We start from the raw sequence: 20,598 nt of genomic DNA on the forward strand, positions 1-20,598 counted from the left end.
GTATTAGTATAATAGAAACTTTGTAACAAAAGAAAAAGAAGGGAGAATGAGGGATATGAACAGTGAACAAGTGTTTCAAGTAACAAAAACAGATTTATTAGGATCCTTAGGTGGAGCGGTAATATTAACATCATTTATTCTATTCCTTGCAAGTGTATTAGTATGATATATATAAATACAATCATTCAAAAAAAATAAAGACTCTAACGTATTAGTAAGTAGTTAATATGTTGGAGTCTTTTTTATATTCTTCTTATATACCCTCAAGTATTAAAGCTACCTCATTATCCAGCATTTATGGCTAATTAGACGCTGCGTTTGAAATTTGATTCAACGAATAATCAAAAATCCACTGAATAAAATCCCGCTTTATTTCAAAGAGAAAAAAGTCGAATTTTATATGTAAGAAAAAAAGAGGAATTTGACAGAAAAGATAGAAAATTTTAAAGGTCAGAATTTGTTAGCTTGCTAACTAATTTCTATTTATTTATGTTGGAAGCGTTTTCGGTTGGTTTTAAGTATGGACCATTTAATCTATTTACAGGGGGATGAAGATATTATGAAACAAAAATCTATGGATACGCTAGCTGCACAAATGGAGGATTTTTTTCCAGTACGTGATGTAGATCATTTGGAATTTTACGTAGGGAATGCAAAGCAATCGAGTTATTATCTTGCGAGAGCGTTCGGATTCAAAATTGTGGCTTACTCTGGATTAGAAACTGGAAACCGTGAAAAGGTATCTTATGTTCTTGTGCAAAAAAATATGCGTTTCGTTGTGTCTGGAGCTTTAAGTAGTGAAAATCGTATTGCAGAGTTTGTAAAGACTCATGGTGATGGCGTGAAGGATGTGGCACTACTTGTTGATGATGTTGATAAAGCATACTCAGAAGCAGTGAAACGTGGTGCCGTCGCAATTGCTCCACCAGAGGAATTAACAGATGAGGACGGTACATTGAAAAAAGCAGTTATTGGTACGTATGGTGATACAATTCATACGCTTGTAGAGCGTAAAAATTATAAAGGGGCATTTATGCCAGGATTCCAAAAGGTAGAGTTTAATATTCCATTTGAAGAGTCTGGTTTAATTGCTGTCGATCATGTAGTTGGTAATGTTGAAAAAATGGAAGAGTGGGTTAGTTATTACGAGAATGTCATGGGCTTTAAACAAATGATTCATTTTGATGATGACGATATTAGTACAGAGTATTCGGCGTTAATGTCGAAAGTTATGACGAATGGAAGCCGTATTAAGTTTCCGATTAACGAACCAGCAGACGGAAAGAGAAAGTCACAAATTCAAGAGTATCTAGAATTCTATAATGGAGCTGGTGTACAGCATCTTGCTTTATTAACAAGTGATATTGTTAAAACGGTTGAAGCGCTTCGTGCAAATGGGGTGGAGTTTTTAGATACACCTGATACTTATTATGATGAGTTAACTGCACGAGTTGGAAAAATCGATGAAGAAATTGATAAGCTAAAAGAATTAAAGATCTTAGTAGATCGTGATGATGAAGGTTACTTACTACAAATCTTTACGAAACCAATTGTAGATCGCCCGACTTTATTTATTGAAATCATTCAACGTAAAGGTTCTCGTGGATTTGGTGAAGGAAACTTTAAAGCGTTATTCGAATCAATTGAAAGAGAACAAGAGCGTCGCGGAAACTTATAAGATTTATATCCACCAGCAAAAGTCCCTTTGCTGGTGGAAATTTCATTTTTATAAGGAGGAATCAGGATGAAATTTGTTACATTTCGTCTTCCTTCAAAAGAAATACGGGCTGGATGGCTTGAAGGTGACAAAGTAATAGATATGAATCTTGCTAGTGAAGGGAAAATCCCTTCTTCTATGATGGCTTTTTTAGAAAAAGCTGATGAGTATGTAGAAGTAGTGCGGAATATTAAGAATCCAAATAAGGGTATATATGCTTTAGAAGAAGTACAATTGACAGCTGCTCTTCCTAATCCGAGTAGTATTCGAGATTTTTACGCATTTGAACAACATGTAAAAACAGCTCGTGGACGAAGAGGACTAGATGTTGTGCCTGAATGGTATGATATTCCGGTTTTTTATTTTACTAATCATCGTGCTGTAATTGGTTCCGGTGATTTTGTAATTGGTCCGAAAAAGTCTAAAAAGCTTGATTATGAGCTGGAGATTGCTTGCGTAATAGGAAAAGAAGGGCGAAATATTTCTCGTGAGCGAGCAGAGGAATATATTTTTGGTTATTGTATTATGAACGACTGGAGTGCGAGAGACTTACAAGCAACAGAAATGAAAGTAGGTCTCGGTCCGGCGAAAGGAAAGGACTTTGCAACTTCGTTAGGAGCACATCTTGTTACGAAAGAGGAATTAGATGTTTATCGTAATGGTGATCGATATGATTTAGAAATGACTGCTCATGTAAACGGAAAACTATTATCAAAGGGAAACTTCCAAGATATTTACTATACATTTGCTGAAATGATTGAACGTGCTTCAGAGGACGTTACGTTATATCCAGGAGATGTGATTGGTTCTGGGACAGTAGGAACAGGATGTATTTTAGAACTTGGTACAGAAGAGTGGCTACAAGATGGAGATGTTGTAGAGCTGTCGATTACTGGTTTAGGTACACTACGTAATACGATCAAAAAAGAAAAGGAAGCGGGTGATGGGCATGTTTTATCGTCACATGGGAGAACTACCTCATAAACGACATGTACAATTTCGTAAAAAAGATGGATCGCTTTATCGTGAACAGGTAATGGGAACAAAAGGATTTTCTGGTACGCAGTCTATTTTGTATCATCACTATATGCCAACAGAAGTAGGTCATTCTGCATTATCGCATTCTTGTCAGTTGCAGTATGAAGAGGATGTTGCTCTTTCTCATCGCCACTTCCGAACGAAAGAAAATAAAAAAAGTGGTGATGCAATAAGTGGACGGAATTTCATACTTGGAAATGAAGATTTGTTAATTGGAGTAGTGAGCCCAACAGAAAAAATGGATTATTTCTATCGTAATGGTGATGGCGACGAAATGTTATTTGTTCATTATGGAACAGGGAAAATTGAAACGATGTTTGGAACGATTCACTATAGAAAAGGTGACTATGTAACGATCCCAATTGGAACGATTTATCGTGTTATTCCAGATGAAGGAGAGACTAAGTTTCTTGTTGTAGAGGCGAATAGCCAAATTACAACGCCGCGTCGTTATCGAAATGAATATGGACAATTGTTAGAGCATAGTCCGTTTTGTGAAAGAGATCTTCGTGGTCCAGAAAAATTAGAGACCTATGATGAAAAAGGCGAGTTTGTCGTAATGACAAAATCAAGAGGATATATGCATAAACATGTTTTAGGACACCACCCGTTAGATGTTGTTGGATGGGATGGCTATTTGTATCCGTGGGTATTTAATGTAGAGGATTTTGAACCAATTACAGGGCGCATTCATCAACCACCGCCAGTACATCAAACATTTGAAGGGCATAATTTTGTTATTTGCTCTTTCGTACCACGTTTATACGATTATCATCCAGAGTCAATTCCGGCACCATATTATCATAGTAATGTTAATAGTGATGAAGTTCTTTATTATGTAGAAGGAAACTTTATGAGTCGCAAAGGTGTGGAAGAAGGTTCTATTACACTTCATCCGAGCGGGATTCCCCATGGGCCGCATCCGGGGAAAACAGAGGCAAGTATAGGGAAGAAAGAGACGCTTGAATTAGCTGTTATGATAGACACATTCCGTCCGCTTCGTATTGTAAAACAAGCACATGAAACAGAAGATGAAAAGTATATGTATAGCTGGATTGAACAAGGTTCATATACTGTGAAATAAGTAAAAAAAGGCATGCTCTCAATAAGGGAGCATGCTTTTTTGTGGAATCGACATGTATAATAATACCAAAAAGAGTTGTCGAAAGATATATAGAAAGAATGATAAGGATGGTGCATATTCAGAAGAATTTCTACTTGTTTCGACAAAAGTATTGACTGGGAAAAGCGTAATGAGTAAAATAAAAAAGCGAATTAAAAATTTTCAGAAAATTTAAAACTTGGAGGAGTGAAAGATGAAGAAAATTTTTCAAAAGAAGCCAATTGCAAAGTTAATGCAAGAAAGTAAGCAAAAAACGTTAGCAAGAACATTGGGCGCGCTAGATTTAACTATGCTTGGAATCGGTGCAATCGTTGGAACTGGTATTTTTGTTCTAACGGGTGTTGTGGCAGCGAAACATTCTGGGCCAGCTATTATATTATCATTTGCGATTGCCGCGCTAGCTTGTGCCTTTGCTGCATTTTGTTATGCTGAATTTGCTTCTTCAGTTCCTGTCTCGGGCAGTGTGTATACGTATACATACGCGACGATGGGGGAAGTATTCGCATTTTTAATTGGCTGGGACTTAATGCTTGAATATTTACTTGCTACATCTGCTGTAGCAAACGGTTGGTCTGCATATTTTCAATCTTTATTAAAGGGGTTTGGAATTCATATTCCGACTATTCTCTCCTCGGCTCCTGGTACAGGTAAGGGTGGAATAATCGATTTACCTGCAGTTCTAATTATTTTAGTGATGACAGTTCTTTTATCTAGGGGTGTTCGTGAAAGTGCACGAGTAAATAACATTATGGTATTTATTAAAATAGCAGTTGTTCTTATTTTTATCTTTGCTGGTTTTAATTATGTGAAACCTGAAAACTGGACGCCTTTTATGCCATTTGGTTTAGATGGTGTAATGGCTGGAGCGGCCACAGTATTCTTCGCATTTATAGGATTTGATGCAGTTTCAACAGCGGCAGAAGAAGTGAAACGTCCGCAACGTGATTTACCAATTGGTATTATTGCATCGTTATTAATTTGTACAGTTCTTTATATCGTTGTTTCGCTTATTTTGACAGGAATTGTTCCATACGGACAGCTAAATATATCAGATCCAGTTGCTTTTGCACTTCAATTTATTGGACAAGATGGATTAGCGGGGGTAATTTCAGTAGGAGCAATTACAGGGATTACAACAGTAATGCTAGTTATGATGTATGGGCAAGTTCGTGTTTCTTATGCGATGAGCCGAGATGGTTTATTACCGAAGCGTCTTGCTAAAGTTCATCCGAAATTTAAAACGCCATTTTTAAATACATGGACAACGGGAATTATTGCGGCACTGATTTCAGGATTAATAGATTTAAATGTTTTAGCACATCTTGTAAACATGGGGACATTGTCAGCATTTGCACTCGTAGCTGTTGCGGTAATTGTAATGAGAAGAACCCATCCAGACTTACCAAGGGCATTTAAGGCTCCGCTTGTACCGTTTTTACCAGCGTTAACAGTGATTTTCTGTTTATACTTAATGCTTCAATTATCGGGGACAGCATGGATTAGTTTTGGGATATGGATGGTTATTGGTATAGCGGTTTACTTCTTATATAGCCGAAAACATAGTGCTTTAAATAATAGTAAAAAAGAAGAAGATGTTGCGAATTTATAAGCGAAAAAAATCCATTCTAATTCTGTTAGAATGGATTTTTTATTTGAAAATTTACATTTTTCTGAACTTATTATAAGATAATTGTTGGCTAACTAAAGGGGTGAAATGATGAAAAATACGTGGCGTGAGTTAAGGGAGATGGACCGTAACGTATGGATTCGATTTATTGGAGAGACGTTAAATGGAATTGCAATGATGATGTTAATGCCTTTTTTTGCATTATATTTAAAAGATAAGGTAGATTCGTTGTTGGAAGTTGGGGTTATTATGGCGCTTTCTCCAATTGCTGCAAGCTTTGGATCACTTATAGGAGGAAGAATTGCTGACATATATGGAAGAAAACCGATTATGATATTTTCTATGGCAAGTAATGCATTATTAATGCTCGGTTTTCTATTTATAGAAGGATTTATTCCATATGCAATTTTATCTATTTTTTTAGGATTGAGTAATTCTTTATTTCATCCAGCTGCATCAGCTATGGTCGCAGATGTAACGGCACCAGAAAAAAGAACAGAGGCATATGGTTTATTACGAATGGGACACAATATAGGTGCTGCGATTGGTCCGATAATGGGAGCATCAGTAGTTGTGTTGTCAAAGAATCTTGTGTTTATTATTGCCTCTTCTACAATGCTATTTTATGCGTTACTTGTATTACTTCTTATTCAAGAGACGATGCCAAAGAGGACAGATAAGGAAGAACATAAAGAAAAGGAATCTGGGGCAGTTTGGAAAATTGTAATGCGAGATAAGGTATTAATGATTTACTTATTAGCAGGTATTATCATTTCGATGGGGTTTTCTCAAACAGAAGGCATGTTGCCACTACATTTTGATAACGAAATGAAGCGTATTTTTGGAACGAATAATCCATATCCATATTTAATGGCGTTAAACGGACTATTAGTTGTTTTATTCCAATTTCAAATTTCAAAATGGGCTACGGATAAACCAGTCGGGAAGACGATGTTATATGGTGCATGTTTGTTCGGGATTGGATTATTTTTTATAGGGTGGTTACCGAAGTGGTTTGGAGAGTTTAATACAAATGCTACAGTTATTTTAATAACACTACTGTTCGTTTATGCTATATATACGTTAGGTGAGATGATTATGTCGCCTGTACAGATGACATTTGTAGCAAACTTGGCACCTGAGCATTTGAGAGGGACTTATATGGGCGCTGCAAGTTTGCAGTGGATTACAGGAAGCGCATTTGGTCCACTTTTGGGAGGCTTTTTATTAGATCGATTACTTGGCCACTTTCTATTTACAATTTTAGCTGTAGGATGTGTAGTTGCAGGTATTGTATATATTTCTTTAGATCGCCTTGTTGAGCAAAGGCAAAAAGATACACTAACCAAACAATCTTCTTAGTAAATAGGTGACATACACAAAAAAGGGGATTTCTACATATTTTAGGTACATAACTAGATTAGATTGCCATTTTATTTTGTGTAGCTATAAAGAAAATGAAATAAAAAACCAATAAGTGATGTTATTTAATTATTTATGGAAGTTACATTTTATTTCAAATAGGAACTACCTATTTTTATAAAAAGTGCTAAAATAGAAAAATGAAAACAATTGGTTAGGGTGATTTCATTGACGAAAATTAAATTAGGTTTATTATATGGTGGAAAATCAGCTGAGCATCAAGTTTCGCTACAGACGGCTCTTGCTGCTATTAAAGCGTTAAATCAAGATAAATTCGAGATTCATCCAATTTATATTACAGAACAAGGTCAATGGGTACGCGGTGAGCGTATTGAAGGCGAAGTAACAGATGTTGAAGCTTTAAAAATGAGCGGTGCAGAAAATGCGATTTCTCCATTATCATTAAGTACAGAAATCATTCCATCTGCAGCTTCTGAGGAAAACGCTATTGACGTTATTTTCCCATTACTACATGGACCAAACGGTGAAGATGGAACGGTTCAAGGATTATTAGAATTGATGAATATTCCTTATGTAGGAAATGGTGTTCTAGCATCATCTGCTGGTATGGATAAAGTTGTTATGAAAAACATCTTTGCAGAGGCTGGTTTAAAACAAGCAAAATATGCGTCTTTCATCCGCAGTGCATGGGAAAAAAATCGTGAGGAAGCTTATTCTAAAGTAGAAGATAAGTTAGGATATCCTTGCTTCGTAAAACCAGCAAACCTTGGTTCAAGTGTTGGTATTAATAAGTGTAAAAATCGTGAAGAACTTGAGAATGCATTTGTAGAGGCATTCCAATTTGATCGCAAAATTATTGTAGAAGAAAATATTGTAGGTCGTGAAGTAGAAGTTGGTGTACTAGGTAATGATGAGCCGAAATGTTCAGTTGTAGGTGAAATCGTTCCGAAAAAGGACTTCTATGATTATAAGTCGAAATATATCGATGGTGATACGGCGTTAATTATTCCAGCTGAAATGACAGAAGAAGAATCTGATGTAATTAAGCGTGATGCAATTATTGCGTTCCAATCATTAGATGGTGCAGGCTTAACGCGAGCTGATTTCTTCTTAACGAAAGACGGAGAAGTGTATATTAACGAAGTAAACACTATGCCAGGATTTACACCGTTTAGTATGTTCCCTCTATTATGGCAACATACTGGGTTACCGTATCCAGAGTTAATCGAAGAGCTAATTCGTTTAGCGATTGAACGTCACGAAGAAAAACAAAAAATTAAATATACAATCTAACAAAAAAAGGAGGAAGCACTATTCGTAGGAATAGTGCTTCCTCTATGTAAGGAGCGTTTCTATATGATAAAGCGAATGTTAAAGCAAGTAGAACAGATGGTAAATGGTACTGGATTAGCAGAGCAATATGAGGGAACTATTATTCAAGGCGTGTCTATTGATACGAGAAAAATTGAAAAAGGAAACTTATATGTTCCGATTCAAGGGGAGCGTTTCGATGGACATGCTTTTGTAGATAAAGCAGTTGAAAATGGAGCTGTAGCTACATTGTGGATGAAAGATGTAGCAAATCCACCCGAGAATCTTCCGGTTATTTTTGTAGAAGATACGCTATCTGCACTGCAAATGTTAGCGAAAAACTATCGCGATCAATTGGATGTTAAAGTTGTTGGTGTGACAGGTAGTAACGGTAAAACATCCACGAAAGATATTGTGACAAGTATTCTCGCGACTAAGTTCAAAGTTCAAAAAACAGAAGGGAATTTCAATAACCATATTGGGTTACCTCTCACTATTTTAAACTTAGAAGAAAATACAGAAGTAGCTGTATTAGAAATGGGTATGTCAAGCCGAGGAGAGATTGAATTTTTATCTAAGTTAGCTCGTCCTAATGCAGCTATCATTACGAATATTGGTGAGGCACATTTAATGGATTTAGGATCTCGTGAGGCAATTGCTGAAGCGAAATTAGAAATTGTTACAGGGTTACAAGAAGGTGGCGTGTTCGTATATAATGGAGATGAGCCGTTATTAACGAATCGTGTTCCTGAAATGAATTTAGCGGCAGAAACAGTTACGTTTGGTGATGCAAGAGCCAACGATTACTATCCAACGACTGTAACATTACAGGCAACGGGGACACATTTTAAAATGAATAGAGATGAAAATATTTCATTCTACCTACCGGTGTTAGGAAAACATAATGTGTACAATACACTTGCTTCAATGGCAATTGCGACACATTTTGGTGTGACGTGGGAAGAAATGAAACAAGGTTTAGTAACACTTCAAATGACGGGCATGCGTATGGAAATTGTAAAAACGGATAGTGGATTAACAATTATCAACGATGCTTATAATGCAAGTCCGACGGCTATGGAGGCAGCATTCCATTTAATGAACGGTTTAGATGGATTTACTAAAAAAATCGTTGTGCTCGGTGATATGTTAGAACTTGGAAATCAAGAAGTGCAGTTCCATTATGAGGTAGGTAAATTAATCGATCCAGCAAAAATCTCACATGTATTCACATACGGTAGATTAGGAGCTCAAATTGCTGAAGGAGCGAAAATTAATTTCCCTAATGAACGTGTAAAGGCGTATGATAATAAAGAAGAGTTAGTAAGAGATTTACAAGCAGTAGTCGATGCGAAAGATGTTGTATTAATAAAAGCATCTCGCGGTATGAAATTAGAAGAAGTAATTACGATGTTGAAATAATTGGTGTATATAAATAGGGATGATAGTCACGAAAATAGAAGAAACTTATAATAAGCGCTTACAGTAAATGATAAAAAAATAAAAGTAAAGAAAAAGGCCCTGAATATAAAATAAGGTAACAGTTGGGTTTGCTTTTTACACATACAAAACTTATAATTGATAAAGTGTAATAACGTTTAGAAGTATTTTCGTGAAGAATATACGCCCGGTTATATACGTGAGCATTCAGGAAAAGGGCTTTTCCGCAAATTCGGAAAACGCCTTTTTTTAAATGATAAGTATAGGATAGAAAAGGAGAAGTAACATTGACAACATTTCGAGAATTAGGATTAAGTGAGTCTTTACTGCAATCGGTTGAAAGTATGGGCTTTGAAGAGGCTACGCCGATTCAAGCTGAAACAATTCCACATGCATTGCAAGGTAAGGATATTATTGGGCAAGCGCAAACAGGTACAGGGAAAACAGCAGCATTCGGATTACCACTATTAGATAAAGTGGATACAAATAAAGAAGCAGTTCAAGGTATTGTTATCGCGCCAACGCGTGAATTAGCAATTCAAGTTGGAGAAGAGCTATACAAAATTGGTAAACATAAACGTGTTCGTATTCTACCAATTTATGGTGGTCAAGATATTAACCGCCAAATTCGTGCTCTAAAAAAACACCCACACATTATTGTTGGTACGCCGGGTCGTATTTTAGATCATATTAACCGTAAAACACTTCGCTTACAAAACGTAGAGACTGTTGTTCTTGATGAAGCGGATGAAATGTTAAACATGGGCTTCATTGAAGATATTGAAGCGATTTTAACAGATGTGCCAGAAACACATCAAACATTATTATTCTCAGCGACAATGCCAGATCCAATCCGTCGTATTGCTGAGCGTTTCATGACTGAGCCTCAACACATTAAAGTAAAAGCAAAAGAAGTAACAATGCCAAACATTCAGCAGTTCTATTTAGAAGTGCAAGAAAAGAAAAAGTTTGACGTGTTAACACGCTTACTAGATATTCAATCTCCAGAGCTTGCGATCGTATTCGGTCGTACAAAGCGTCGTGTTGATGAATTATCAGAAGCATTAAACTTACGTGGTTATGCAGCAGAAGGTATTCATGGTGACTTAACACAGGCGAAACGTATGTCTGTATTACGTAAATTTAAAGAAGGTGCTATTGAAGTTCTTGTTGCAACAGACGTTGCTGCACGTGGTCTTGATATTTCAGGCGTAACACACGTATACAACTTCGATATCCCACAAGATCCAGAATCATACGTTCACCGTATTGGTCGTACTGGCCGTGCAGGTAAAAAAGGTATTGCAATGTTATTTGTAACACCACGTGAATCAGGACAATTAAAAAATATCGAGCGTACAACAAAACGTAAAGTTGATCGTATGGAAGCACCGACACTTGACGAGGCATTAGAAGGTCAACAACGTTTAATCGCTGAAAAACTTCAAAGCACAATCCAAAATGAGAACTTATCATACTACAAGCGTATTGCAGAAGAAATGTTAGAAGAGAATGACTCTGTAACAGTAGTAGCTGCTGCTTTAAAAATGATGACTAAAGAGCCGGATACAACTCCGATTGCTTTAACATCAGAACCACCAGTTGTTTCAAGAGGTGGCGGTTCTAAGAAACGTGGCGGTAACGGAGGCGGATACCGTGATGGTAACCGTAATCGTAGTCGTGATGGACGCGGCGGTGGCGATGGTCGTAACCGTGATGGACGTAATCGTGACGGAAACCGTGATCGCAATCGTGATGGAAACCGTGATCGTAATCGTGATGGTGGTAGTCGTGGTCGTAGAGGTGAAGGTCAAGGTCGCCCAGGATCTTCAAATGGACGAGGCGAAAGAAAACATCATAGCCGTCCACAAGCTTAATAAAAAAGAGAATGCCCTTTGCTGGCATTCTCTTTTTTTATTTCTGTAATTGTGCATACTACATAGTAGTTATGATAGAAAAGGGGCTGTTATATGCTTGTAAGGCTTGGTTACGTTGCGATGAGTGTGCATTTGAAGAATGCATCCCCATCTCAAACGATGACGTACGCACAGTTTCAGAAAATAGATGATCGTGATGCTGCAATTCGTAAACTTGAAAGAATTGCTAATTCCAATTTGGAAAATTGTTTACGTTTATTAAAGCATAATAAGGGACATGACATATCTTTCTTTCGGCTTAGTTCTAAGCTCATTCCTTTAGCGAATCATGAGGAATTGCTAGAGTGGAACTATATTCGTCCTTTAAAAGAAAAATTGAAAGAATTAGGTGAATATGCAATTCATATGAATATGCGAATTGATTTCCATCCAGATCATTTTGTTGTACTAAATTCACCTGAGGAGAGTGTTTTTAAACAATCTGTAAAGACACTGCAGATGCACAAAAAATTATTAAAAGGCATGGGGATTGAACATAAGCAACGATGTGTACTACATGTTGGAGGAGGGTATAAAGATAAAGAACTTGCATTAGAGCGTTTTATAGAGAATTGGTCTAATGTCCCAAGGGGTATTCAAGAAATGATTATATTAGAAAATGATGATACAACTTTTACGTTAGAGGAAACATTATATTTAGGAGAAAAATTAGATATTCCCGTCGTGTTTGATTTGCATCACCATATGATGAATAATGAGCAAGAAGATTGGTATGAAGATTGGGCACGTGTTGTTCATACGTGGGAAACATCTTTGTTGCCGGTTAAAATGCATATTTCTAGCCCTAGAGAGGGAAAAGATCCAAGAGCTCATGCAGATTATATTAATGTAGACGCATTTTTATCTTTTTTAAGAAGGATAAAGGGAAGTGTTCCACAAATTGATTGTATGATTGAGGCGAAGATGAAGGATGAGTCTTTATTTCAATTAATGAGGGATTTAAGCGAACAGGTAGATGTAGAAATTATCGATGGTGCAAGCTTTTATATTAAATAAGCTTTGCACCATCGTTTTTTTTTGTTAAAAAAGGAGTTAAAATGCCGCCGGTTATTAAACCTGTTAAATGACTGATCGGATTGGCGGAAGGATTAAAGAAAGTAAATAGCAGTAATAGAAGTATCATAATTGAGAAAATGGCAATTTCTTTTGGTTTTGAAGAGCGGTATCTATTGTACAATAAAAATAATTGTGCGCCTAATAGTCCGAAAATACCACCTGATGCACCTGCGTGAATATATTCAGGAGGCATAATAATATAAGAAGAAATATTTCCAGAAATTCCAGAAAGAAAAAATAGAATAAAAAAAGAAAAGTGTCCGAGTTGCTTTTCGATAGAAGAACCAAGTGCAAACAAAAAAATACTATTAGAAAGAAAATGTTGTAAGTCTACGTGTACCAGAAGGGAAGTTATGACACGCCACCATTCTCCTTTAGCGATATATTCATTAGAGGCTGCCAGTGGGAAGAGGAAAAAGTCGCCTAATATCATCATGACTAAGTGAATAAAAAGTAAGGTGAGAATAGTCGGTTGTAAAGAAATCTGAGTGGATCTTATTAGCATACGGTTACTATCACCCCTTTTGCATCAGAAAGATTCTCTGTTATTCTTATCAATATGAAAGAAGAAAGTTAAATAGAAGAAGGGGATTTTGAAATGATTATAGGGATTGGAATCGATATTATTGAATTAAATCGTATTGAAAAAATGCTAGATGGAAAGCTTAAATTTATGGAACGTATTTTAACAGAAAATGAACGTAATGTTGCTATGGAGCTGAAAGGAAGTCGTCTTACAGAGTTTGTAGCTGGAAGGTTTGCAGCGAAAGAGGCGTATTCAAAAGCTGTAGGTACTGGTATCGGGAAAGAAGTGAGCTTTTTAGATATTGAAGTGAAAAATGATGAAAGAGGTAAGCCGATTCTGATTACAAGTACAGAGTATGTTGTTCATTTATCGATTAGTCATAGTAAGGAATTTGCTGTTGCTCAAGTTGTTTTAGAGAGCTCGTCACGCTAGTCTGCATATTTTATATCTTTGTCTCATATATTTGAGGTAGCGATAAGGAAGGTACATCTTCCATTCATTTATAGGGGCAAAGGGGCTGAAGTGATGAAAAGGCGTCTGTTTTTAGTTCTTGTCGGTTTGTTGACCGTTTTTGTGTTGGCGGGTTGTGTGGAAAAGAAACAAGATGATGTCGTGAGAGATTTAGAAGCGAAAGTAAAAGGGATGAAAAGTTATCAAGCTGAAGCGAAATTATCTATTAAAACAGGAAATGAGCCTCAGGAGTATAATGTAGAGATTTGGCATAAGGAACCGTCTTTTTATCGTGTGAATTTAAAGAATGCAAAAAAAGATCAGAGCCAAATCATTTTAAGAAATGAAGAAGGTGTATTTGTATTAACGCCAGCACTTAATAAGAGCTTCCGTTTTCAAAGTGATTGGCCGCAAAATAGCAGCCAGGCTTATTTATATGAATCACTTGTAAGAGATATTTTGCAGGATAAGAAAAACCTTACTTTCGAGAAAACAGATAAGTATTATATTTTTAAAACAAAAACAAACTATCAACATCAAAATATGTTGCCGAAACAAGAGATTACGCTGAAGAAGAGCGATTTGACTCCAGTTTCAGTGAAGTTAATGGATAATGATCAAAATGTTCTTGTGAAAGTAGATTTCTCTAAGGTGAAATTCGATGCGAAATTTGATAAAGGTGCATTTGATACGAAACAAAATATGTCTAGAGCGCAGGTAGATGTTCAAACAACAGCGAAAGAAGACAAACCGTTTGCTATTTTGTATCCACTTGATACACCGCAAGGTATGACTCTGCAAGATGAAAAAGAGTTGAAGACAGACAGTGGCAAGCGTGCGATACTCACATACACTGGAAATAAGAAATCCTTTACTTTAATACAAGAAAAGGCAAAAGTTGCAGAGGCTTCATCAGCGGTAAGTGTAAGTGGAGAACCGGTTGATCTTGGGTTTACGATTGGTGCATTGACGAAAGACTCTGTAACGTGGTCGCATAACGGAGTAGAATATATGCTCGTGTCTAAAGGTTTAGAGCCGAAGGAGCTACTAATGGTTGCTCGTTCAGTTACAGCGAAGCAGGTGAAGTAAACTTCTTAGACGTGGTGATATATGTGCATCACGTCTTTTCTTAGTTTGAAGGTGGATTTCATAAAAGAAGCATATAAAAGAATAAGCTTCGCATATCGTGTATAAGGAAGTGTATTTATGGAAGAAGCACCATTTTACCGTGACACTTGGGTGGAAGTGGATTTAGATGCCATTTATAACAACGTTACGCATATTAAAGAGTTCATCCCAAGTAATGTAGAGATTTTTGCTGTAGTTAAAGCAAATGCATATGGGCACGATTATGTACCGGTGGCTAAAACGGCATTAGAAGCGGGTGCAACAAGGTTAGCAGTTGCTTTTTTAGATGAAGCTTTAGTGCTTCGGAGGGCTGGTATTACTGTGCCGATTTTAGTGTTAGGTCCCTCGCCGCCGCGTGATGTAAATGTAGCTGCTGAAAATGATGTAGCGCTAACTGTTTTTCAAAAAGAATGGGTGGACGAAGCAATTAAACTTTGGGATGGTTCATCTGTAATGAAATTCCATATTAACTTTGATAGTGGTATGGGGAGAATTGGAATACGTGAAAGAAAAGAACTGAAAGCATTTTTAAAGAGTTTAGAAGGTGCACCGTTTTTAGAGTTAGAAGGAGTATACACGCATTTTGCAACGGCAGATGAGGTTGAGACTTCGTATTTTGATAAGCAATATAACACGTTCTTAGAGCAGTTAAGTTGGTTGAAAGAATTCGGAGTGGATCCTAAGTTTGTCCATACAGCTAATAGTGCTGCCACGTTACGTTTTCAAGGGATTACATTTAATGCAGTGCGAATTGGGATTGCAATGTATGGATTATCTCCTTCTGTAGAAATACGTCCTTTTTTACCATTTGAATTAGAACCGGCGCTATCACTGCATACGAAAGTAGCTCATATTAAACAGGTGATTAAAGGTGATGGAATTAGTTATAATGTCACTTACCGAACGAAAACTGAAGAATGGATCGCGACTGTAGCGATTGGTTATGCAGATGGATGGCTTAGAAGATTACAAGGATTTGAAGTGCTTATAAATGGTAAAAGGGTACCGATTGTAGGGCGAGTAACAATGGATCAGTTCATGATTCATCTTCCTTGTGAAGTGCCACTTGGTACGAAAGTTACGCTTATTGGAAGGCAGGGGGATGAGTATATTAGCGCTACAGAGGTTGCGGAATATTCAGGGACTATTAATTATGAAATTATTGCAACGATCAGTTTCCGTGTGCCAAGAATATTTATACGGAATGGTAAGGTTGTAGAGATAATTAATTACTTGAACAATATATAGAAGGTAGTATGATTGCTTCTTGTCATTGGAGTGACTGTTCATTGCTGGATAATAAGCTCTTTTTGATGAGAAGCTTTTTACTTATAATCATTTTTTATATAAGTTACACGTAAGTTTTGAAGAGGAGTTCTATTGTTTTTAGTTAGTTATGAGATAAAAAATTTAAGAAGATGAATGTTTTGTTTGTGAATTGGAAAACATAAGCAAGGAATAAGGAAGTCTTTGCAACAGGCTCCATACAATGGTATTATTACAATAGGTGTCATATATATATTTGGGTGTGTAGTTGACGGTGGAGGTGTATTTTTGTGTCCGAATCAAGTGTAACTACTGAAATCGTGGTTCGGTTGCCAAAGCAAATGGTAACGGAATTGGACGGAATTGGAAAACAAGAGAATAAGAATCGCCATGAACTAATTTGCCAGGCAACACAATTGTTATTGCGTCAACATAAGACGAAGAAACGCTACCAACATGAATCAATGCGACGTGGGTATATTGAAATGGGAAAAATTAATCTTGGTATTGCATCTGAAGCTTTCTTAGCGGAGTATGAAGCAGCTCATACAGTAGAACGCTTAGTTAGCGGGGGGTAATATTTTGATTGTAAAACGCGGCGACGTGTATTTTGCAGACCTTTCCCCAGTTGTTGGTTCTGAGCAAGGAGGCGTTCGTCCGGTTCTTGTCATTCAAAATGACATCGGAAATCGTTTTAGTCCAACGGTGATTGTAGCGGCTATTACTGCACAGATTCAAAAAGCGAAATTACCCACTCATGTGGAAATTGATGCGAAAAAGTATGGTTTTGAGAGAGATTCTGTTATTTTACTTGAGCAGATTCGAACAATCGATAAGCAACGCTTAACGGACAAAATCACTCATTTAGATGAAGTGATGATGAGTCGTGTAGATGAAGCGTTACAAATTAGTTTAGGACTAATAGATTTTTAAATCGGCAGTTTAAGTTGCTCTCTTTGAAGGGCAACTTTTTTTTATTATAGAGGAGGTTACGGTTGTATATGGAAATGGTAGATAATCGACAAGCGTTAATGAAAATGTTAGTGAAAGAATTAGGCTTTAGCGAAAAGCAAGTTCGTCATGTTATTCAATTAACAGAAGAAGGTAACACAGTTCCATTTATTGCTCGTTACCGAAAAGAATGGACAGGCTCTTTAGATGAGGTGCAAATTCGTGCGATTTTAGAGAGATGGCAATATATGATGCAACTTGAAGATAGGAAGGAAGAAGTTATTCGTCTTATTGATGAGAAGGGAAAACTGACAGGAGAGCTAAGACAGCAAATTGTTAAAGCTACAAAGTTGCAGGAAGTAGAAGATTTATATCGTCCATATAAAGAGAAAAGAAGAACGAAAGCAACGATTGCAAAAGAAAAAGGGTTAGAACCGTTAGCTGAATGGTTATTGTTATATAAGAAAGAAGAACCGGCTAAAAAGGCAGTGGAATTTATTAATGCAGAGAAAGAAGTGCAATCTTCAGAAGAAGCTTTACAAGGTGCACAAGATATTATTGCAGAAATGATTTCAGATGAAGCTGCGTATCGTAGTTGGATTCGAAATGTTACTTTTAGAAAAGGTATTATGTCTTCGTCCGTAAAAGGTGAAGAAAAAGATGAAAAGAATATATATGAAATGTATTACAGTTATGAAGAACCATTGCAAAAAGTAGTACCGCATCGTGTATTAGCAATGAATCGCGGTGAGAAAGAAGATATATTGAGAGTTTCTGTTGTCCCACCAGTAGATGAGATATTAAATTTCTTATATAAGAAAGTAATTCGTGATAACGATTCTAAAAGTGCGCATTATGTACAATTAGCGATTGAAGATGGTTATAAACGATTAATTCAATCTTCAATTGAAAGAGAAATTCGTAAAGAATTAACAGAAACAGCTGAAGAACAAGCGATACATATTTTCTCTGAGAACTTACGTAACTTATTATTACAACCTCCGATGAAAGGGAAAGTCGTGCTAGCGGTAGATCCGGCATATAGAACTGGTTGTAAATTGTCTGTAGTAGATGATACGGGGAAAGTACTACATATTGATGTTATTTATCCGCATCCGCCTGTTCGTAAATATGATGATGCAAAAACGAAAGTTCTTTCTATTATAGATAAATATCAAGTTGAAATGATTGCAATTGGTAATGGGACAGCATCTAGAGAAACAGAAGAATTTATAGTAGATGTATTACAAAGTGTGAAACAGGACGTCTTTTATATTATTGTAAATGAAGCGGGTGCTAGTGTATATTCAGCTTCTGATTTAGCCCGTGAGGAATTCCCGAATTTACAAGTTGAAGAGAGAAGTGCCGTTTCTATTGGAAGACGTCTGCAAGATCCACTTGCTGAACTTGTGAAAATTGATCCTAAATCAGTTGGGGTTGGACAATACCAACATGATGTATCTCAAAAGAGATTGAATGAGTCATTAACATTTGTAGTAGAGACAGCTGTTAACCAAGTTGGGGTTAATGTAAATACGGCTTCGGTTGCATTGTTACAATATGTTTCAGGTTTATCGAAAACTGTTGCGAAAAATATTGTGGCAAAGAGAGAAGAGGATGGGAAATTCACAAAGCGCACGGAACTAAAGAAAATCCCACGTTTAGGTGCAAAGACGTACGAACAATGTATAGGTTTCTTGCGTATATTAGAAGGAGCGAATCCATTAGATCGAACAGGTATTCATCCCGAACAATATAAAAATGTTGAATTGTTATTGAAGAGTTTAGGGTTATCGATAGATGACGTAGGACAACCGCAATTACAAAAGAGATTGGAAGAAGTGGAGATTTCTAAGTTGTCTCAAGAAACGGGAGTTGGGGAGCCGACGTTAGTTGATATTATAGATGCGCTCATTAGCCCGGAACGAGATATGAGGGATGAGTTGCCTAAACCACTTCTGAAAAAAGGGATTTTGAAATTAGAAGATTTAAAACGTGGTATGGAACTAGAAGGAACAGTGCGTAACGTTGTTGATTTTGGTGCTTTTGTTGATGTGGGCGTAAAGCAAGATGGTTTAGTGCATATTTCTAAGCTTAGTAAACAGTTTGTAAAGCATCCGTTAGATGTTGTATCAGTAGGACAAATTGTAAAAGTATGGGTAGATGATATTGATACAAAAAAGGGACGCGTTGCACTATCTATGTTGCCGATTGAATAGTAAGAGAAGAGAGCAGATGAAACTGCTCTTTTTTTATAGAATAAAAAGTGTAATGGATTATGAGTTTTGATGTATTTTGCTATAATAAAACCAGCATTCATTTAGCAATTTAATTTGATACCGGTTTTTTTCGAAATATGCACGTTGCATCTGTTTTTTTAGCCACGTAGGCATAGGAATCCCTCCTTGTTTAATCCTACTCTCAAAAATCTAAAGTGCTATTGATGAGAGGTTGGTGAGTGGATTTCTATTCATGTTGTGTTTTTAGAAACCACGCGTCTTGAATGAGGATGGGTATATGTACTATTTAATATATGTATAAGAAGCGTGAAAAGTGTAAAAATATTTTTTTGTTTAGGAGGAATGAGAATGGACGAGGAAGAAATTCAACGGCTAGTGGAAGAAGTATCGCTACAATACTTCGGAATGCCATTTTTACATAAAGCAACGTTCAATAGTAGGCTGCGTACAACTGGTGGGCGTTATCTGTTGAAGAGTCACAATGTTGAACTGAATTATCGATATTACGAAATGTATGGTAAGGAGGAGTTAATCGGAATCATCAAACATGAACTGTGTCATTATCACTTGCATATTACAGGAAGAGGGTATAAGCACAGGGACAGAGATTTTCGTGAGTTGTTAAAGAAAGTTGATGCACCTCGTTTTTGTAAACGAATGATTAATGAAGAGAAGGAAAAAAAGATTTATAAGTATGAATGTATGGAGTGTTTACTTCAATATGTAAGAAGGCGTCAAATAAATACAAAAAGATATGTCTGCGGAAAGTGTAAAGGGAAACTCAAACCGATATCGAAAACATCTTGACAGTAAAAACGCAATCCAGTATATTATAAACATGTCACGTTTGAACAAGATGTTGTTAAAAACTTCTTGACTTACAGAAAGAATTTTTATAAGATACAAATTGTCTTCATTATTCCGCAGTAGCTCAGTGGTAGAGCTATCGGCTGTTAACCGATCGGTCGTAGGTTCGAGTCCTACCTGCGGAGCCATACAGAGAAGTACCCAAGTGGCTCAAGGGGCTCCCCTGCTAAGGGAGTAGATCGCTAACGCGGTGCGAGGGTTCGAATCCCTTCTTCTCTGCCATACATATTGGCCCGTTGGTCAAGTGGTTAAGACACCGCCCTTTCACGGCGGTAACACGGGTTCGAATCCCGTACGGGTCACCACTTCGGAGGATTAGCTCAGCTGGGAGAGCACCTGCCTTACAAGCAGGGGGTCGGCGGTTCGATCCCGTCATCCTCCACCATATGAATTTTATATGAATAGTATTATCGCGGGGTGGAGCAGTACGGTAGCTCGTCGGGCTCATAACCCGAAGGTCGCAGGTTCAAATCCTGTCCCCGCAACCAAATGGTCCCGTGGTGTAGTGGTTAACATGCCTGCCTGTCACGCAGGAGAT

The 20,598-nt window shown here is 37.0% G+C and carries 19 protein-coding genes and 5 tRNA genes; 22 read left to right on the plus strand and 2 right to left on the minus strand.

The features are described from left to right. Positions 1-55: 55 nt before the first annotated feature. From MR170_RS24265 to uvsE, 10 genes are all read left to right on the plus strand, one after another. Positions 56-166, plus strand: coding sequence for a DUF3948 family protein (locus MR170_RS24265; RefSeq protein WP_001083691.1), 111 nt, complete (start codon positions 56-58; stop codon positions 164-166). A gap of 393 nt (positions 167-559) precedes the next feature. Next, positions 560-1,678, plus strand: a complete 1,119-nt coding sequence (gene hppD / locus MR170_RS24270; protein ID WP_000810920.1) for a 4-hydroxyphenylpyruvate dioxygenase — start codon at positions 560-562, stop codon at positions 1,676-1,678. A gap of 66 nt (positions 1,679-1,744) precedes the next feature. Then, positions 1,745-2,701, plus strand: a complete 957-nt coding sequence (locus tag MR170_RS24275) for a fumarylacetoacetate hydrolase family protein (RefSeq protein WP_016083963.1) — start codon at positions 1,745-1,747, stop codon at positions 2,699-2,701. Continuing rightward, the gene (locus MR170_RS24280; protein ID WP_014481934.1) at positions 2,667-3,839 is read left to right on the plus strand and encodes a homogentisate 1,2-dioxygenase; all 1,173 of its coding nucleotides are present in this window, start codon (positions 2,667-2,669) and stop codon (positions 3,837-3,839) included. Before MR170_RS24275 ends, MR170_RS24280 begins: the two co-directional genes overlap by 35 nt. A gap of 232 nt (positions 3,840-4,071) precedes the next feature. Continuing rightward, entirely contained in the window at positions 4,072-5,487 is a 1,416-nt protein-coding gene (gene bcaP / locus MR170_RS24285) for a branched-chain amino acid transporter BcaP (protein WP_242309643.1), read from the plus strand. Positions 5,488-5,595: 108 nt separating this feature from the next. Next, a complete protein-coding gene (locus tag MR170_RS24290) occupies positions 5,596-6,867 on the plus strand; it encodes an MDR family MFS transporter (protein ID WP_000799722.1) in 1,272 nt (423 codons plus the stop codon). Between the two features lie 228 nt (positions 6,868-7,095). Next, positions 7,096-8,181: a D-alanine--D-alanine ligase gene (locus tag MR170_RS24295; RefSeq protein ID WP_016083961.1), complete on the plus strand. Its 1,086-nt coding sequence runs from the start codon at positions 7,096-7,098 to the stop codon at positions 8,179-8,181. Between the two features lie 63 nt (positions 8,182-8,244). Beyond that, positions 8,245-9,621, plus strand: coding sequence for a UDP-N-acetylmuramoyl-tripeptide--D-alanyl-D-alanine ligase (gene murF / locus MR170_RS24300; protein ID WP_000595969.1), 1,377 nt, complete (start codon positions 8,245-8,247; stop codon positions 9,619-9,621). Positions 9,622-9,926: 305 nt separating this feature from the next. Continuing rightward, a complete protein-coding gene (gene cshA, locus MR170_RS24305) occupies positions 9,927-11,516 on the plus strand; it encodes a degradosome RNA helicase CshA (RefSeq protein ID WP_000206602.1) in 1,590 nt (529 codons plus the stop codon). Between the two features lie 93 nt (positions 11,517-11,609). Then, on the plus strand, positions 11,610-12,572 hold the full coding sequence (gene uvsE, locus MR170_RS24310) for a UV DNA damage repair endonuclease UvsE (protein ID WP_000961146.1): 963 nt from the start codon (positions 11,610-11,612) through the stop codon (positions 12,570-12,572). Here uvsE and MR170_RS24315 read toward each other — a convergent pair. Then, a complete protein-coding gene (locus MR170_RS24315) occupies positions 12,565-13,137 on the minus strand; it encodes a rhomboid family intramembrane serine protease (RefSeq protein WP_000908525.1) in 573 nt (190 codons plus the stop codon). The genes uvsE and MR170_RS24315 overlap by 8 nt on opposite strands. Before the next feature lie 93 nt (positions 13,138-13,230). Here MR170_RS24315 and acpS point away from each other — a divergent pair, with 93 nt between their 5' ends. The 6 genes from acpS to MR170_RS24345 all read left to right on the plus strand — a co-directional run bounded on the left by acpS (position 13,231) and on the right by MR170_RS24345 (position 19,172). After that, the gene (gene acpS / locus MR170_RS24320) at positions 13,231-13,590 is read left to right on the plus strand and encodes a holo-ACP synthase (protein WP_000583418.1); all 360 of its coding nucleotides are present in this window, start codon (positions 13,231-13,233) and stop codon (positions 13,588-13,590) included. Between the two features lie 156 nt (positions 13,591-13,746). Next, entirely contained in the window at positions 13,747-14,697 is a 951-nt protein-coding gene (locus tag MR170_RS24325) for a LolA family protein (RefSeq protein WP_002094231.1), read from the plus strand. Positions 14,698-14,814: 117 nt separating this feature from the next. Continuing rightward, positions 14,815-15,984 carry an alanine racemase gene (gene alr, locus MR170_RS24330; protein ID WP_043937329.1) on the plus strand — a complete coding sequence of 390 codons (1,170 nt, stop codon included), beginning with the start codon at positions 14,815-14,817 and terminating at the stop codon, positions 15,982-15,984. 308 nt (positions 15,985-16,292) lie between these two features. Further along, positions 16,293-16,580, plus strand: a complete 288-nt coding sequence (locus MR170_RS24335; RefSeq protein ID WP_000004570.1) for an antitoxin EndoAI — start codon at positions 16,293-16,295, stop codon at positions 16,578-16,580. Positions 16,581-16,584: 4 nt separating this feature from the next. Continuing rightward, the gene (ndoA, locus tag MR170_RS24340; RefSeq protein WP_000635965.1) at positions 16,585-16,935 is read left to right on the plus strand and encodes a type II toxin-antitoxin system endoribonuclease NdoA; all 351 of its coding nucleotides are present in this window, start codon (positions 16,585-16,587) and stop codon (positions 16,933-16,935) included. A gap of 68 nt (positions 16,936-17,003) precedes the next feature. Continuing rightward, a complete protein-coding gene (locus MR170_RS24345; protein ID WP_242309645.1) occupies positions 17,004-19,172 on the plus strand; it encodes a Tex family protein in 2,169 nt (722 codons plus the stop codon). 57 nt (positions 19,173-19,229) lie between these two features. Here MR170_RS24345 and cmpA read toward each other — a convergent pair whose 3' ends face one another. Then, complete coding sequence (gene cmpA / locus MR170_RS24350; RefSeq protein WP_001143640.1) at positions 19,230-19,346, minus strand: cortex morphogenetic protein CmpA; 117 nt, start codon at positions 19,344-19,346, stop codon at positions 19,230-19,232. Positions 19,347-19,541: 195 nt separating this feature from the next. Here cmpA and MR170_RS24355 point away from each other — a divergent pair, with 195 nt between their 5' ends. The 6 genes from MR170_RS24355 to MR170_RS24380 all read left to right on the plus strand — a co-directional run bounded on the left by MR170_RS24355 (position 19,542) and on the right by MR170_RS24380 (position 20,548). Beyond that, positions 19,542-20,000, plus strand: coding sequence for a SprT family protein (locus MR170_RS24355; protein ID WP_016083957.1), 459 nt, complete (start codon positions 19,542-19,544; stop codon positions 19,998-20,000). Positions 20,001-20,113: 113 nt separating this feature from the next. Further along, positions 20,114-20,188, plus strand: a tRNA-Asn gene (locus tag MR170_RS24360). 3 nt (positions 20,189-20,191) lie between these two features. After that, positions 20,192-20,282: transfer RNA gene (locus tag MR170_RS24365), tRNA-Ser, on the plus strand. A gap of 8 nt (positions 20,283-20,290) precedes the next feature. Further along, positions 20,291-20,365, plus strand: a tRNA-Glu gene (locus tag MR170_RS24370). Positions 20,366-20,369: 4 nt separating this feature from the next. Next, positions 20,370-20,445 (plus strand) — tRNA-Val (locus MR170_RS24375). Positions 20,446-20,471: 26 nt separating this feature from the next. Continuing rightward, positions 20,472-20,548 (plus strand) — tRNA-Met (locus tag MR170_RS24380). Positions 20,549-20,598 lie beyond the last annotated feature (50 nt).

This window comes from Bacillus cereus group sp. BfR-BA-01524 (genome assembly GCF_022662595.1).
Classification (GTDB): domain Bacteria; phylum Bacillota; class Bacilli; order Bacillales; family Bacillaceae_G; genus Bacillus_A; species Bacillus_A thuringiensis_S.